11 protein-coding genes are annotated in these 13,831 nt (G+C 63.9%); 4 read left to right on the top strand and 7 right to left on the bottom strand.

From position 1 onward, the window contains the following. Nucleotides 1–6 precede the first annotated feature (6 nt). From IAE36_RS03700 to IAE36_RS03710, 3 genes are all read right to left on the bottom strand, one after another. On the bottom strand, nt 7–828 hold the full coding sequence (locus tag IAE36_RS03700; RefSeq protein WP_028632211.1) for a substrate-binding periplasmic protein: 822 nt from the start codon (nt 826–828) through the stop codon (nt 7–9). A 73-nt stretch (nt 829–901) separates the two neighbouring features. Further along, a complete protein-coding gene (locus IAE36_RS03705) occupies nt 902–1,831 on the bottom strand; it encodes an electron transfer flavoprotein subunit alpha/FixB family protein (protein ID WP_201210249.1) in 930 nt (309 codons plus the stop codon). Beyond that, nucleotides 1,832–2,581 (bottom strand): electron transfer flavoprotein subunit beta/FixA family protein, encoded by a 750-nt coding sequence (locus IAE36_RS03710; protein ID WP_016498683.1) that lies wholly within the window; start codon nt 2,579–2,581, stop codon nt 1,832–1,834. A gap of 553 nt (nt 2,582–3,134) precedes the next feature. On the opposite strand from IAE36_RS03710, the gene IAE36_RS03715 reads away from it, so the two are divergent. Then, nucleotides 3,135–4,799, top strand: a complete 1,665-nt coding sequence (locus IAE36_RS03715) for an electron transfer flavoprotein-ubiquinone oxidoreductase (RefSeq protein WP_028632209.1) — start codon at nt 3,135–3,137, stop codon at nt 4,797–4,799. A 62-nt stretch (nt 4,800–4,861) separates the two neighbouring features. Here IAE36_RS03715 and IAE36_RS03720 read toward each other — a convergent pair whose 3' ends face one another. The 3 genes from IAE36_RS03720 to IAE36_RS03730 all read right to left on the bottom strand — a co-directional run bounded on the left by IAE36_RS03720 (nt 4,862) and on the right by IAE36_RS03730 (nt 7,440). Further along, nucleotides 4,862–6,199: an MFS transporter gene (locus IAE36_RS03720; protein WP_201210251.1), complete on the bottom strand. Its 1,338-nt coding sequence runs from the start codon at nt 6,197–6,199 to the stop codon at nt 4,862–4,864. Between the two features lie 72 nt (nt 6,200–6,271). Then, the gene (locus IAE36_RS03725; protein ID WP_201210253.1) at nt 6,272–6,745 is read right to left on the bottom strand and encodes a histidine kinase; all 474 of its coding nucleotides are present in this window, start codon (nt 6,743–6,745) and stop codon (nt 6,272–6,274) included. 167 nt (nt 6,746–6,912) lie between these two features. Continuing rightward, entirely contained in the window at nt 6,913–7,440 is a 528-nt protein-coding gene (locus IAE36_RS03730) for a sigma-70 family RNA polymerase sigma factor (RefSeq protein ID WP_328822852.1), read from the bottom strand. Between the two features lie 161 nt (nt 7,441–7,601). On the opposite strand from IAE36_RS03730, the gene IAE36_RS03735 reads away from it, so the two are divergent. From IAE36_RS03735 to IAE36_RS03745, 3 genes are read left to right on the top strand one after another with little or no spacing between them, the layout of a single operon-like run. Continuing rightward, nucleotides 7,602–8,780, top strand: a complete 1,179-nt coding sequence (locus IAE36_RS03735; protein WP_201210257.1) for an efflux RND transporter periplasmic adaptor subunit — start codon at nt 7,602–7,604, stop codon at nt 8,778–8,780. After that, nucleotides 8,781–10,745, top strand: a complete 1,965-nt coding sequence (locus tag IAE36_RS03740; RefSeq protein WP_201162993.1) for a MacB family efflux pump subunit — start codon at nt 8,781–8,783, stop codon at nt 10,743–10,745. A gap of 3 nt (nt 10,746–10,748) precedes the next feature. Continuing rightward, nucleotides 10,749–12,167, top strand: coding sequence for an efflux transporter outer membrane subunit (locus IAE36_RS03745; RefSeq protein WP_201210259.1), 1,419 nt, complete (start codon nt 10,749–10,751; stop codon nt 12,165–12,167). A 37-nt stretch (nt 12,168–12,204) separates the two neighbouring features. Here IAE36_RS03745 and pvdP read toward each other — a convergent pair whose 3' ends face one another. After that, nucleotides 12,205–13,827: a pyoverdine maturation tyrosinase PvdP gene (gene pvdP / locus IAE36_RS03750; RefSeq protein WP_201210261.1), complete on the bottom strand. Its 1,623-nt coding sequence runs from the start codon at nt 13,825–13,827 to the stop codon at nt 12,205–12,207. Nucleotides 13,828–13,831 lie beyond the last annotated feature (4 nt).

Raw genomic sequence — 13,831 nt, forward strand, 5'->3', positions numbered from 1 at the left:
ATCTTCCTAGTGTTTGGGGGCGTCCGCAGGCACCTGCAATTGCGCTTTCCAGCGCTCGAGGTTGGCCTGCAGCACAGCGTCGGACTTACCGGAGATCGGCAATTCTGTCAGTTTTTTCGCCAATTGCCCACGTAACCAGCTGTCATTGCAGGCAGAATTGTGCGAAAGCGCCAGGTACAGGCCAGGCCTGTCCACCGGCAGGCCCCGTGCAATCAGGTGGTTGCTCATGCCGAGCCCCTGGGCCATGGCCATGCCGGAGTAACGACCGGCCAGCACATAGTCGACCTGGCCAAGCACCAGCTTCTGGAAAGCCTGGGTAAGGTTCTGAGCGGGCACCAGGCGCAACTGGGCCTTGGCGAACGCACTGAAAGCAGGTGTGAGGCGGGCCCGCTCCGACAAACTGCCCTGGTACTTGGCCAGGTCAGCGGGGCCGTCGAAGGTGAGCTCGGCGTCATGGCGCGTCCACACCAGGTATTCGTTGAGCTGCAGTGGCGGGTGAATGTAGTCCAGCGCCGTCAGTTGCTCCACTTGCATGGGCGCGTCAAGCAGCAGGTCCATGCGCCCGCTGCGCACCTCTTCCAAGGCCTGATCGCGACGGCCCGCACTCAGCACTTCCACCTTCACCCCCAGCTCACCGGCCACCTGGCGCAGCAGGTCGACGTTGGTGCCGATCAGGTGCCGGGGGTCTTTCGGATCCTGCCACGAATAAGGCGGCGCATCAGGGCTGCCGGTCGCCACCAGGCGCTCGCACTTGCCAGCCGCCATGGCCAGCGGCGTTATCAGTGCCGCCATGCAGGCCAGCCACCTGCCCTTCCACCGCCGTATCATCGGTTACTCCTCAACCCATAAAAAAACCCGGCCCCTCAACGGGGCCGGGTTCTTTATAAGTGAAGCCAGCGGATCAGACCAGCTTTTCCAGCTCCGGCACGGCTTCGAACAGGTCCGCGACCAGGCCGTAATCGGCCACCTGGAAGATGGGCGCCTCTTCGTCCTTGTTGATCGCAACGATCACCTTGGAGTCCTTCATACCGGCCAAGTGCTGGATAGCACCCGAAATACCGACGGCGATGTACAGCTGCGGCGCGACGATCTTGCCGGTCTGGCCGACCTGCATATCGTTAGGCACAAAGCCCGCATCGACCGCGGCGCGCGAGGCACCCACGGCAGCGCCCAGCTTGTCGGCAAGGCTGTACAGGTGGCTGAAGTTGTCACCGTTGCCCATGCCACGGCCGCCAGAGACGACGATCTTGGCTGCAGTCAGCTCAGGGCGGTCGGACTTGGCCAGTTCTTCACCGACGAAGGTGGAGATACCAGCGTTGTGCGCAGCGCCAACAGCTTCAACAGCAGCGGAGCCACCTTCGGCAGCCACGGCGTCAAAGCCGGTGGTACGCACGGTGATGACCTTGATTGCGGCACCCGACTGTACGGTGGCAATGGCGTTACCGGCGTAGATAGGGCGCTTGAAGGTGTCGGCGGATTCGACCGAGATGATCTCGGAGATCTGGTCGACGTCCAGCAGCGCGGCAACGCGTGGCAGGATGTTCTTGCCGTTGGTGGTGGCAGGTGCCAGCACGTGGCTGTAGCCCTTGGCCAGGTCGACGATCAGCGGCGAGACGTTTTCCGGCAGGACGTGGGCGTAGGCTGCGTTATCAGCAACCAGAACCTTGGCAACGCCAGCGATCTTGGCAGCGGACTCGGCAACGCCGCCGACGTTCTGGCCTGCGACCAGCACATGCACATCACCACCAATCTTGGCGGCTGCAGCGACAGTGTTCAGGGTGGACGGGGCTACGGCACCGTTTTCGTATTCAGCGACAACCAGGATAGTCATTTAGATTACCTTCGCTTCGTTCTTCAGCTTCTCGACCAGTTCGGCCACCGATTTGACCTTGATGCCGGCGCTGCGGGCAGCCGGGGCTTCAACCTTCAGGGTCTTGTTGGTGGAGGCGAGGGAAACGCCCAGGGCGTCGGGCGTGACGGTTTCCAGCGGCTTTTTCTTGGCCTTCATGATGTTGGGCAGCGACGCATAGCGCGGCTCGTTCAGGCGCAGGTCGGTGGTGACGATGGCTGGCAGGTTCAGCGATACGGTCTGCAGGCCGCCATCGATTTCACGGGTGACGTTCAGCTTGTCGCCCGCCACTTCCACTTTGGAAGCGAAGGTGCCCTGGGCGTAGCCGGTGAGCGCCGCCAGCATCTGGCCAGTCTGGTTGTTGTCGCTGTCGATGGCCTGCTTGCCAAGGATAACCAGCTGTGGCTGCTCCTTGTCGACAACGGCCTTGAGCGCCTTGGCCACAGCCAGGGAGTTCAGCTCGTCAGCAGCTTCCACCAGGATGGCGCGGTCGGCACCCAGTGCCAGGGCAGTACGTAGCTGTTCCTGGGCAGTGGTCGGGCCGACGGAGACGACGACGATCTCGGTCGCAACGCCCTTTTCCTTCAGGCGGACGGCTTCTTCCACGGCAATTTCGCAGAAGGGGTTCATGGACATCTTGACGTTGGCGAGGTCGACGCCGGAGTTGTCCGCCTTGACGCGAACCTTGACGTTGTAGTCGACCACTCGTTTGACAGCTACAAGAACCTTCATGGATTCCTCGTTACTCTCCGGTGAATAGATAGTCGCCTGGGGCTGAGCCCGGCGATGCGCGTGGGTACAAGGGCACCTCTAAAAACGTACCTGGGGGCAGCTTCTTCAGCGTGACCAAACAGTCGTATGCGGACCGCTGCGGCAAATACGCGCGGGTCATTTTCTGTCGTGGTGTGTAAACTGCACTACAAACCGCGCCAAAGCCTGAAAACCCTGCTCCACACCTGGTTTTTAGAGGTGTACCTGCGCCCGGCTGCAAGCCTACGGCGAACGTAAAACCGCTCGTATCTTGACCGTAACACCTAATCCGGTCAATACGGCAAACCGGTCACCTTCCAGCCGCTTACCTGTGATTTTACTGGCCTGCGGCAAATTCAAACAAACGTTTGTATTGGACCCGCCAAGTGGTGTAGATATAATGCGCGACCAAGACAAAACGGTGTAGTCCGCCATTTGCCCGGCTACCGCTGCGCGGTTGCCACCACTACAGCAAATGCCCTGTGCACCCATAAGACCAAGCAACACACCCGCCTTGATGAGTAGGAGAGAACCAGTGGAACGCGAATACATGGAATTCGACGTGGTCATCGTCGGCGCTGGCCCGGCAGGCCTGTCCGCCGCCTGCCGCCTGAAGCAGAAGGCCGCCGAAGCCGGTAGCGAAATCAGCGTCTGCGTGGTGGAAAAAGGCTCCGAGGTCGGTGCCCATATTCTCTCCGGTGCCGTGTTCGAACCCCGCGCCCTGAACGAGCTGTTCCCGGACTGGAAAGCCATGGGCGCGCCGCTCAATACCGAAGTCAAGCGCGACGACATCTATGTGCTCAAGGATGCGGGCAGCTCGACCAAGGTGCCAGACCTGTTCGTGCCCAAGACCATGCACAACCATGGCAACTACATCATCTCCCTGGGCAACCTGTGCCGCTGGCTGGCCCAGCAGGCGGAGAACCTGGGTGTGGAGATCTACCCGGGGTTCGCCGCACAGGAGGCGCTGTTCGACGAAAACGGCGTGGTGCGCGGCATCGTCACCGGCGACCTGGGCGTTGACCGTGAAGGCCAGCCCAAGGACGGCCTGTACACCCCTGGCATGGAACTGCGCGCCAAGTACACGCTGTTCGCCGAGGGCTGCCGCGGCCATATCGGCAAGCAACTGATCAAGCGCTTCGACCTGGACAACGCGTCGGACGTGCAGCATTACGGCATCGGCTTGAAAGAGCTGTGGGAAATCGACCCCGCCAAGCATGAGCAGGGCCTGGTGGTACACACAGCCGGCTGGCCGCTGGATGTAATGGCCAAGGACAACACCGGTGGCTCGTTCCTCTATCACCTGGAAAACAACCAGGTGGTGGTCGGGCTCATCGTTGACCTGTCCTACGCCAACCCATACCTGTCGCCGTTCGACGAATTCCAGCGCCTCAAGCATCACCCGGTCATCAGCCAGTACCTTGAAGGCGGCAAGCGCATCAGCTACGGCGCCCGCGCCCTGGCCAAGGGTGGCCTCAACTCACTGCCGAAAATGGTCTTCAACGGCGGCGCCTTGATCGGTTGCGACCTGGGCACCATGAACGTGGCCAAGATCAAGGGCAGCCACACCGCGATGAAGTCCGGCATGCTTGCCGCCGAAGCGGTGGCCGACGCCTTGCTGGCCGGCAGCGAGGGTGGCGATCAACTCAATGGTTACGTCAGCGCCTTCAAGGCCAGCTGGCTATACGAAGAACTGTTCGCCAGCCGCAACTTCGGCCCTGCCATGCACAAGTTCGGCCCCCTGCTGGGCGCTGCCTTCAACTACGTCGACCAGAACTGGTTCGCCGGCAAGCTGCCGTTCACCCTGCGTGATACCAAGCCGGACTACGCCTGCCTGAAGCTTGCAGCCGATTCACAAAAAATCGAGTACCCGAAACCCGATGGCAAGCTGAGCTTCGACAAGCTCAGCTCGGTGTTCCTCTCCAGCACCAACCACGAAGAGGAGCAACCCTGCCACCTGAAGCTGACCGACCCGAGCGTACCGATCGCCAGCAACCTGCCGTTGTACGATGAGCCTGCCCAGCGCTACTGCCCGGCCGGCGTGTACGAGGTGGTCACCCAGGAAGACGGCAGCAAGCGCTTCCAGATCAACGCGCAGAACTGCGTGCACTGCAAAACCTGCGACATCAAGGACCCGGCCCAGAACATCACCTGGGTCACCCCTGAGGGTGCAGGCGGCCCCAACTACCCGAACATGTAACGTTCTTGGGGTGAAAAAAACCGGCTCTTGAGAGCCGGTTTTTTATGTGCACAGGTGAGCGTTCAGCGCCTGCCTGATCGAGCGCCACACAAGACGGGCTTGGGCTCCGCGGCGAACGCCAGCGGCTCACGCGCCCCAAAATACAACGCCGTCAGCAGCCCCACCGCCCCCATTACGGCGCAGAACCCTACACACACCCATGGGCTCCACGGCATCAGCGCGATCAAGGCCAGGGGTGTGGTACTGGCCCACAACGCATACGCCACGTTGTAGGTAAACGAAATGCCCGACACGCGTATCTCGGCCGGGAACAACCCCACCATCACCGACGGGACCACCCCCACAACCCCGCAACCAAGGCCCGCCAGCCCATAGGCCAGCCAGGTCACACCCCACTGCCCCACCAGGCTGGCGTACAAAGCGCCGATGCCCAAAGGCAGCACCAGGCTGTAGACCATCAAGGCACGCCAGGCCCCCACCCGGTCGACCAGCAGGCCGGCCAGCACGCACCCCACATTGAGGAAGACGATACCCACGCTGCTCAAGGCAAAGGTGTGCCCGGCCGTCATGCCGAACCGCTGCTGCATCACTGTCGGCGTGATCACCACCAGTACCACCACTGCGGACGTCAGCACGCAGGTGAGCAGCGCCGCGGGGATCAACGCCTGCCGGTGCTCGCCCAGTACCCGCCGCAGCGGGAAGCTCACCGGCTGCGCCTGGCGCGCCCGCAGGGCCAGAAACACCGGAGTCTCGCTCAGCCAGCGTCTCAGCCATACGCCGACCACGCCAAACACACCGCCCAGCAGGAACGGGTAGCGCCAGGCGTAGGCAAGAATCTCCTCAGCTGTGAATACCTGCGCCAGCAGCGTTGCCGTCAGCGCCCCCAGCAAGTAGCCGAAGGTCAGCCCCGCCTGCAGGAAGCCCAAGGCATAACCGCGCCGGCCCGCGGGCGCATGTTCGGCAACGAACGTCCACGCACTGGGCACTTCGCCGCCCACCGCCGCTCCTTGCAGAATACGCAGGGCCAGCAGCAGCAATGGCGCTGCATAGCCGATATCGGCATAGGTCGGCATCACGCCGATCAGCAGGCACGGCAGGGCCATCATCAGAATGCTCAGGCTGAACACCTTCTTGCGCCCCAGGTGATCAGCAAAATGCGCCATCAGAATGCCGCCCAGCGGCCGCGCCAGGTAACCCGTGACAAAAATGCCGAAGCTTTGCAGCAGGCGCAGCCACTCGGGCATTTCAGGGGGAAAGAACAGTTGGCTGAGGGTCAGGGCAAAGAACACGAAGATGATGAAATCGTAGATTTCCAACGCGCCGCCCAACGCAGCCAGGCCAAGGGTCCGGTGGTCGCCGCGGGTGAACCGGGGTGGGCGAGCGGTATCAAGGGCAGTCATGGCAGGTTTCGCAACAGGATGAAGGGCTGGAGGATAACAAATAGCGGCCCCGTTGCCCTGCCCTTGCCGGCTTCAGCGATGGAACACCGTCTGCGCAAAATTGCCCAGGGGCCTGCCCACCGGCACCGGCACGCCACCCGGCAACCTGAGTGTGCCCACCACCTGCGGCGCGTCGATGATCGACATGAATGACAACAGCGCCTCGTTGTCCGGCACCTGCGGCAGGCTCAGGTTGATGGCCTGGCGTTCGGCCTGGGGCACAGCCGGCACTTTCAGCTGGGTGGAGTGGTAGAGCAAGGCGTGCTGGATCTGCGTGCTCACCCGGCAGAACCGCGCCAGGTCCACACCGGCATGGCTGGCCAGCTCGATGTTGCCCAATAGCAGGTGGAACGGCTGCAAGGCGCACTGCACCAGGCGCTGCAGCTCTTCAAAATGCTCGACCGGGGCAATGCGGTAATAGCCCATGCCGTTGAGCAAGCGCTCCAGTTGCAGGCGCTGGCACGGGTGGGCGTCGGCGATGAGGATGCGCAGGGACTTGTTTGCCATGGTTGGGCCTGGGGCAAGGGGGTAGTGGTTGCATTCCAGACCTGCTGTGCCGATAACGGCTACTGCTAGGGCCACGCCTGCCAGCGGTCTTCATTGATAGAAGCCGGGAAAGCTGCATAAATCAAGTGATTGGCTGTTGGAATTTACATTCGCCTCTAACCCGGCGTTCAGCAATCCCACTCGCGCATGCGCACCCGGCAGTGCCTCATGGCGTTGACAATGTGCTTTTCCACCAGGCTGCGCGAGATGCCCAGGCTTTCAGCGATCTGTTGGTGGGACAGCCCTTCGAGCTTGCGCAGCAGGAAGCTGTCGCGGCAGGGCTTGCTCAACTCATCCAGCGCACGCTGCATCAATGCCAGGCGCTGGTCGAGCTGCATGCCATGGGTCAGTGAGGGACTGTGCCAGCGCTCGTCGTTCTCCAGCACATCCAACGGTTCGGCCTGGCGCACCTGATGCCTCCGATGACGGTCAACTACCAGGTTGAGTGCCGTGCGGTACAGAAACGCACGTGGGTGCTCGATGCGCTCGGAGTCGGTACGTTCCAGTACCCGCAGGTATGCATCGTGGGCAACATCCTCTGCCGCCTGGCGACTACCAAGACGTGCGCAAAGGAAGCTCACCAATTCACGGTAATAATGTTCCACAACGACACCTGGCGCCGCCCTGCCTGGCCGGCGGCAGGGTCGAGGGAAAATGTGATATCAGCGTGCAATCTTACAAATTATAATTATTCTCAGCAACAGAGCCTCCCCCACTGACATCGGGTAAATCCTGCTCACCCAACTTCGTCTCACTGGGACCTCCCTGCGCGCCGCGATTGGCTGCGTGTGGCCAACATCCCTGGCTGGAAGCCCGCATGAGACGCTTATCCAACACTCGCCGCCGCCTCTTCCTCGGTGGCCTGGGCCTGCTTGGCCTGGGCAGCCTGCTGGCCTGGAAGGCCCTGCCCTTCGACAATCAGCCGGTCAACACGGTCGCTGTTACCCGCGCCGACATCGAAAGCAGTGTAACGGCCCTCGGCACGCTGCAACCACGCCGCTATGTGGACGTTGGCGCACAGGCCTCCGGGCAGATACGTCGCCTGCATGTAGAAGCGGGCGACCAGGTTCGCCAGGGCCAGTTGTTGGTGGAAATCGACCCTTCCACCCAGCAGGCCAGGCTCGATGCCGGCCGCTATTCGATCGAAAATCTCAAAGCCCAGCTGGCCGAACAGCGCGCCCAATATCGCCTGGCCCAGCAGCAGCTCAAGCGCCAGCGCGACCTGGCCGCCGCCGGCGCCACCCGCGAGCAAGACCTGCAGACCGCCGATGCCCAGCTCAAGGTCACCCAGGCGCGCATCGACATGTACCAGGCGCAGATCCTTCAGGCCCAGGCCAGCCTGCGCAGCGACCAGGCCGAACTGGGCTACACGCGCATCTATGCACCCATGGACGGCACCGTAGTGGCCGTGGATGCCCGTGAAGGCCAGACCCTCAATGCCCAGCAACAGACCCCGCTGATACTGCGCATCGCCAGGCTTTCACCGATGACCGTGTGGGCGCAGGTTTCCGAAGCCGACATTGGCAAGGTCCAGCCCGGCATGATGGCCTACTTCACCACCCTCTCCGGCGGCAAGCGCCGCTGGACCAGCACCGTGCGGCAGATTCTGCCGATCCCGCCCAAACCGCTGGAACAGTCAAGCCAGGGCGGCGGCAGCCCAGTCAGCGCCACCGCTGGGACCACGGGTGCCCAAGTGGTCCAGTACACCGTGCTGCTCGATGTGGACAACCCGGATGGCGCCCTGATGGCCGAGATGACCACCCAGGTATTCTTCGTCGCCGGCCAGGCCAGCCAGGTCCTGACCGCACCGCTGGCGGCCCTCGACGACAGCAACGGCGACGGCCTGCGCCTGGCTCAGGTGCTCACCCGCGACGGCAAAGTCGAAGCGCGCAAGGTGCGCACTGGTCTCAGTGACCGCCTGCGGGTACAGATTCTGGACGGCGTCAGCGAAGGCGAACGCCTTGTCATCGGCGCGCCTGCCGCCAGCGGAGGTTGAATGCCTGCTCCCCTGATCGAGCTCAACGATATCCGCAAAGTCTATGGCGGCCTCGACACCCCGAGAGTCGACGTGCTGCGCGGCATCAGCCTGACCGTGCACCCCGGCGAATTCCTCGCCATTGTCGGCGCCTCGGGCTCCGGCAAGTCGACCCTGATGAACATCCTTGGCTGCCTGGACCGCCCCTCCTCCGGCAGCTATCGCTTCGCCGGCAAGGACGTGGCCGAACTGGGCAGCGACGAACTGGCCTGGTTACGGCGCGAAGCGTTCGGCTTCGTGTTCCAGGGCTACCACCTGATTCCTTCCGGCTCGGCCCAGGAAAACGTCGAGATGCCAGCCATTTATGCTGGCACCCCCGCCAGCGAACGCCACGCCCGCGCGGCCGCCCTGCTCACTCGCCTGGGCTTGGCCAGCCGCACAGGCAATCGCCCGCACCAGCTGTCCGGCGGCCAGCAACAGCGAGTGTCGATTGCCCGGGCGTTGATGAACGGCGGCCACATCATCCTTGCCGACGAACCCACCGGTGCCCTGGACAGCCACAGCGGCACCGAGGTGATGGCGCTGCTCGACGAGCTGGCCAGCCAAGGCCATGTGATCATCCTGATCACCCACGACCGCGAAGTGGCGGCACGTGCGCAGCGGGTTATCGAGATTCGCGATGGCCTGATCATCAGCGACTCGGCAGCCGGGCTGCCCAGCGCCGAAACGCCAAAAGGGCTGCAGGCCGACGCCCTGCGCCAGCGCCTGGGCCACGGCGCAACCCTGCGCGGTGCCTGGAAAGGTGAGTTGTTGGAAGCCCTGCAGGCGGCCTGGCGGGTGATGTGGATCAATCGGTTCCGCACCGCCCTGACCCTGCTTGGCATCGTCATTGGCGTCGCTTCGGTGGTGGTCATGTTGGCCGTGGGCGAAGGCAGCAAGCGCCAGGTAATGGCACAGATGGCCGCCTTCGGTTCGAACATCCTTTACCTCAATGGCCGCCATGCCACGCTGCGCGAGCCCGCGGGGATAGTTACCCTCGACGATGTCGCAGCCATTGCGCAACTGCCCCAGGTCACCCGGGTCATGCCGGTAATCGGAAACGACGTGATGGTGCGCCACGGTAACAACAACCAGAAATTCTACGTGGGCGGCAATAACATCGAGTTCCCCCACATTCTCAACTGGCCGGTAGTGCGGGGCAGCTTCTTCAGCGATAGCGACGAACGCACCGGCGCCGCCGTGGCGGTCATTGGCCAGAAGGTACGCGACAAGCTGCTCGAACCCGGCAGCGACCCGATCGGCCAGTACCTGCTGCTCGGCAACGTGCCCTTCCAGATCGTCGGCGTGCTGGCTGAAAAGGGCGCCAGCTCCGGCGACCAGAATAGCGACGAACGTATCGTTGTGCCCTACTCGGCAGCGTCCATTCGCCTGTTCGGCACCCAGGACCCGGAGTACGTGATCATTGCCGCCCGCGACTCGGCCCGGGTGGCCGAGACCGAGGCGGCCATCGACCACCTGATGCGCCAGCGCCACCAAGGCAAGCAAGACTTCGAACTGACCAACGACGCCGCGCTGATCCAGGCCGAGGCGCGCACGCAGAACAGCCTGTCGCTGATGCTCGGTGCCATCGCCGCGATTTCCCTGCTGGTCGGCGGTATCGGCGTGATGAACATCATGCTCATGACCGTACGCGAACGCACCCGCGAAATCGGCATCCGCATGGCTACCGGCGCCCGCCAGCGCGACATCCTTCGCCAGTTCCTCAGCGAGGCGGTGATGCTGTCGATGGTCGGCGGCCTCACCGGCATCGTCCTGGCCCTTGGCATCGGCGCAGGCCTGATGCTTGGCGGCGTCGCCGTGGCCTTCGCCCTGCCCGCCATTCTTGGCGCCTTTGCCTGCGCCGTGGTAACCGGCATCGTGTTCGGCTTCATGCCTGCCCGCAAGGCGGCCCGTCTCGACCCGGTCAAAGCCCTTACCAGCGAATAATCCATGACATTGCCAAGCCGCATCAGCCTTTTGACCCTCAGCCTGGCCCTCGCCGCCTGCAACACACCCGCGCCGCCCGCCAGCGGCATCGCCCCACCTGGCACCTGGCAGGGGGAAGCCGGTGATCCCTCGCTCGCTACGCCCCAGGCCCAATGGTGGCAAGCCTTCGCCAGTCGCGAACTGGACCACCTGGTCGAACGCGCCCGCCTCAACAGCCACGACCTTGGCGCCGCCACTGCCAGGGTGCGCCAGGCCCAGGCTCGCGCCGTGATCGCAGGGGCACCGTTGCTGCCGGAACTGGCCCTCGGCTTGAATGGTAGCCGCCAGCATTTGATGCGTGGTGAGGGCAGCGATCAACTTGACGCCAGCAGCAACGAACGCACCAGTACCTCGTTCGGTACCCATTTGAGCGCGACCTACGAGATCGATTTCTGGGGCGGCCTGCGCGCAGCCCGCGACAGCGCCCGGCTAGGCCTCGACGCCAGCCGCTTCGACCGCCAGACAGTGGAGCTGACCCTGGTCAGCGCCGTGGCCGACAGCTACCTGCAAGGGTTGGCGCTGGACGAGCAACTGCGCATTGCCCACCTGAACCTGCGCAACGCCCGGGATGTGCTGGGGCTCGTCGAAGCACGCCAGCGTTCTGGTTCTGCCACGCGCCTGGAGCTGGCGCAGCAGCGCAGCCTGGTGGCGGCTCAGGAACGGCAGTTGCCGTTGCTGGAGCAACGTCGGCAGGACAACCGCGTGACCTTGGCCACCCTGCTTGGCGACCCGGTACAGAACCTGCCTGGCAGCAATGAACGTATCGAAGCCGTGCGCTGGCCTACGATCGGCAGCGGCATGCCCAGCGAGCTGCTGACCCGCCGCCCCGACATCGCCGCAGCCGAAGCAAGACTGGCAGCGGCCAGTGCCAACGTACAGGTGGCCAGGGCCGCCATGCTGCCCAAGTTGACCCTCGGCGCCGAGCTTGGCACAGGGGCGCGCACCTTACCCCACGTCTTCGACAGCCCCTACTACACGCTGACCGCGGGCCTGGTCGCGCCGATATTCAACAACGGCCGACTGCGCGCCTCACGCGATCTGGCCAAGGCCGAGCAGGAGGAGTTGCTGGAGGGATATCGTAGTAGCATCCTGGCCGGTTTCGCCGATGTCGAGAAAGCGCTCAATGCCATCCAGGGTGTCGACCGCCAACGGCAGTGGCAGGACGAGGAAGTGCAGCAGGCACGCCTGGCCTTCGACCTGGCACAGCAGCGTTATGGTGCCGGGGCCGAGACGCTGCTAACAGTGCTGGAGACCCAACGCACCCTTTATGAAGCCCAGGATCAGCAGGCCCAGTTGCGCCTGGCACGGTTACAGGGGAGCGTGGCGCTGTACAAGGCGCTGGGTGGCGGCTGGCAGGTAGAAAAAGTACAAACGGGGGAATGAGCCCAGGGGCTGCCAGCACCTCGGCATGGTCGAACCGTCAGGCCAGCAACCCCTTCAACGACAGGTGCCGGGCATACCATGGCCGCTTCGGCACCTGGCGCATGAACCCTGCCAGCTTCCCTTCGTCTTCGCTGAAGATGATGCGCAAGGCCAGCTTCATGGTCTCGACATCCATTTCCACCGACTTGCCCGGCCTGACGCCCGGCACCGTGCTGCAACCATGGGTATCCGGCCCCAGCCACGGATCGTCCACTTCCACCCAGCGCCCCGGTGCGAACCATGGCACGCCGTTGACCTGCAAGCGGCTGACTTCCCCTGGGTGGAAACGCTCGTGGGCCGCAAACCAGTCCTCCAGCCGATCATCAATCCAGCCATGGAAACGCCAGAACACCGGATGCACATGCGACGAGAACGGGTCGCCCAGAAAGTCGTTTTCCGCTGCATACCAACGTGGTGCAAAGTCGTCCAGCTCACGGGCCAGCGGCACCGGCGCGCCATTGGAGGGGTCGCGCGGCACCGACGCCCAGCGCATGTGCAGCCAGTCGTGCAGGCCCAGCTCCATCTCCGACCCCAACTGCCCCAAGGTCATTCGCGACAGGTAGCGCGGGTCGCGGTACTGAGACTCCCAGACCGCGAAGTTGCCATGGAACGTCTCGGCCCGCTTGATGCCGTTTACCCACTCGCTGAACGCGTCGTCCCCCGGAGCCAACCAGGTCGGCGGCACCGAACAGCCGTCGAGGTTGTCGAAATAGCGGGCAAATCCCAGGCGGTCGCGCTCGAGCTCCGGCTGCGGCAACGGAAAGCGCTGCCATGACGGCAGCGGCTGCAGGGCACGGGCCGCAGCCAGCATGTGCCGGTGCATGAAGAAGAAGTCCTCGCCTGAACCGTTGCGGTCCTTGAGCTTCCCCCGGGCATCGCGCTCCTGGTCACGGGGGCCGGGCTGCCAGCCCAGCCCGCGCAAGGCATTGCGCTTGTCGTCCGGCAAGCTGTGCCATTTGTCCCGCGAGGCATGCCAGAGCTGGTGGAACAGACGGTGCTCCGGCGAAATCAGCCAAGCCAGCAGGGGCGGCTCCAAGGCGATGGTCTGGCGCGCCTCGGGGACGCGCTGGCGAATAGCCACGAAACGGTTGTCCTGCAGCGGCAGTGCCAGCGGCCGGTCCAGCGCTGCGATGCGCCCACTCAAGGTCTCGCTGCCGGCATTGCCGAACCCGCCCCACACTTCGTCGAACGTGATCGCCATCTCGTAACCCGGGTGGCTACCATCCTCGGGTTTGAGCCGCCAATACAGGCGGTTGGGTTCGGACTCGATCAAGTCACCTATCAACTGATAACGAGGCGGCTGCGCGCTGCGCAGACGTTGCGCGCTGTCCAGGCAACCGCGTACGCCGCGACCACGCGCGGCAATGTCGATGAACAGTTCCAGCGCCTCGGAGGGCAAACCTGCCAGCCCGGCATCCGCGCCCTCAAGGCGCAAGCTCCAGATACCGCGCAAGCGGTTACCCAGGCGCTGACCGGCGGTGTCGGCAAGCTCCACGCTGGCCTCCCCGGGCGTCACCGGAAATTCCTCCCTGGTCAGCTCGCGGTGCCCGTAGTAGGCCGCTGGCAGGGCCGCGCCCGCCAAGGCCACACCGGCCATGAACCCTCGTCGAGAAATCGTCATTACC

This window comes from Pseudomonas sp. S36 (assembly GCF_016647875.1).
GTDB classification, from domain to species: Bacteria; Pseudomonadota; Gammaproteobacteria; order Pseudomonadales; family Pseudomonadaceae; genus Aquipseudomonas; species Aquipseudomonas parafulva.

Bases quoted from the DNA above. Each gene is read 5' to 3' on its own strand.
- IAE36_RS03700 (WP_028632211.1), bottom strand. From the start codon at position 828: ATGATACGGCGGTGGAAGGGCAGGTGGCTGGCCTGCATGGCGGCACTG.
- IAE36_RS03705 (WP_201210249.1), bottom strand. From the start codon at position 1,831: ATGACTATCCTGGTTGTCGCTGAATACGAAAACGGTGCCGTAGCCCCG.
- IAE36_RS03710 (WP_016498683.1), bottom strand. From the start codon at position 2,581: ATGAAGGTTCTTGTAGCTGTCAAACGAGTGGTCGACTACAACGTCAAG.
- IAE36_RS03720 (WP_201210251.1), bottom strand. From the start codon at position 6,199: ATGACTGCCCTTGATACCGCTCGCCCACCCCGGTTCACCCGCGGCGAC.
- IAE36_RS03725 (WP_201210253.1), bottom strand. From the start codon at position 6,745: ATGGCAAACAAGTCCCTGCGCATCCTCATCGCCGACGCCCACCCGTGC.
- IAE36_RS03735 (WP_201210257.1), top strand. From the start codon at position 7,602: ATGAGACGCTTATCCAACACTCGCCGCCGCCTCTTCCTCGGTGGCCTG.
- IAE36_RS03740 (WP_201162993.1), top strand. From the start codon at position 8,781: ATGCCTGCTCCCCTGATCGAGCTCAACGATATCCGCAAAGTCTATGGC.
- IAE36_RS03745 (WP_201210259.1), top strand. From the start codon at position 10,749: ATGACATTGCCAAGCCGCATCAGCCTTTTGACCCTCAGCCTGGCCCTC.
- pvdP (WP_201210261.1), bottom strand. From the start codon at position 13,827: ATGACGATTTCTCGACGAGGGTTCATGGCCGGTGTGGCCTTGGCGGGC.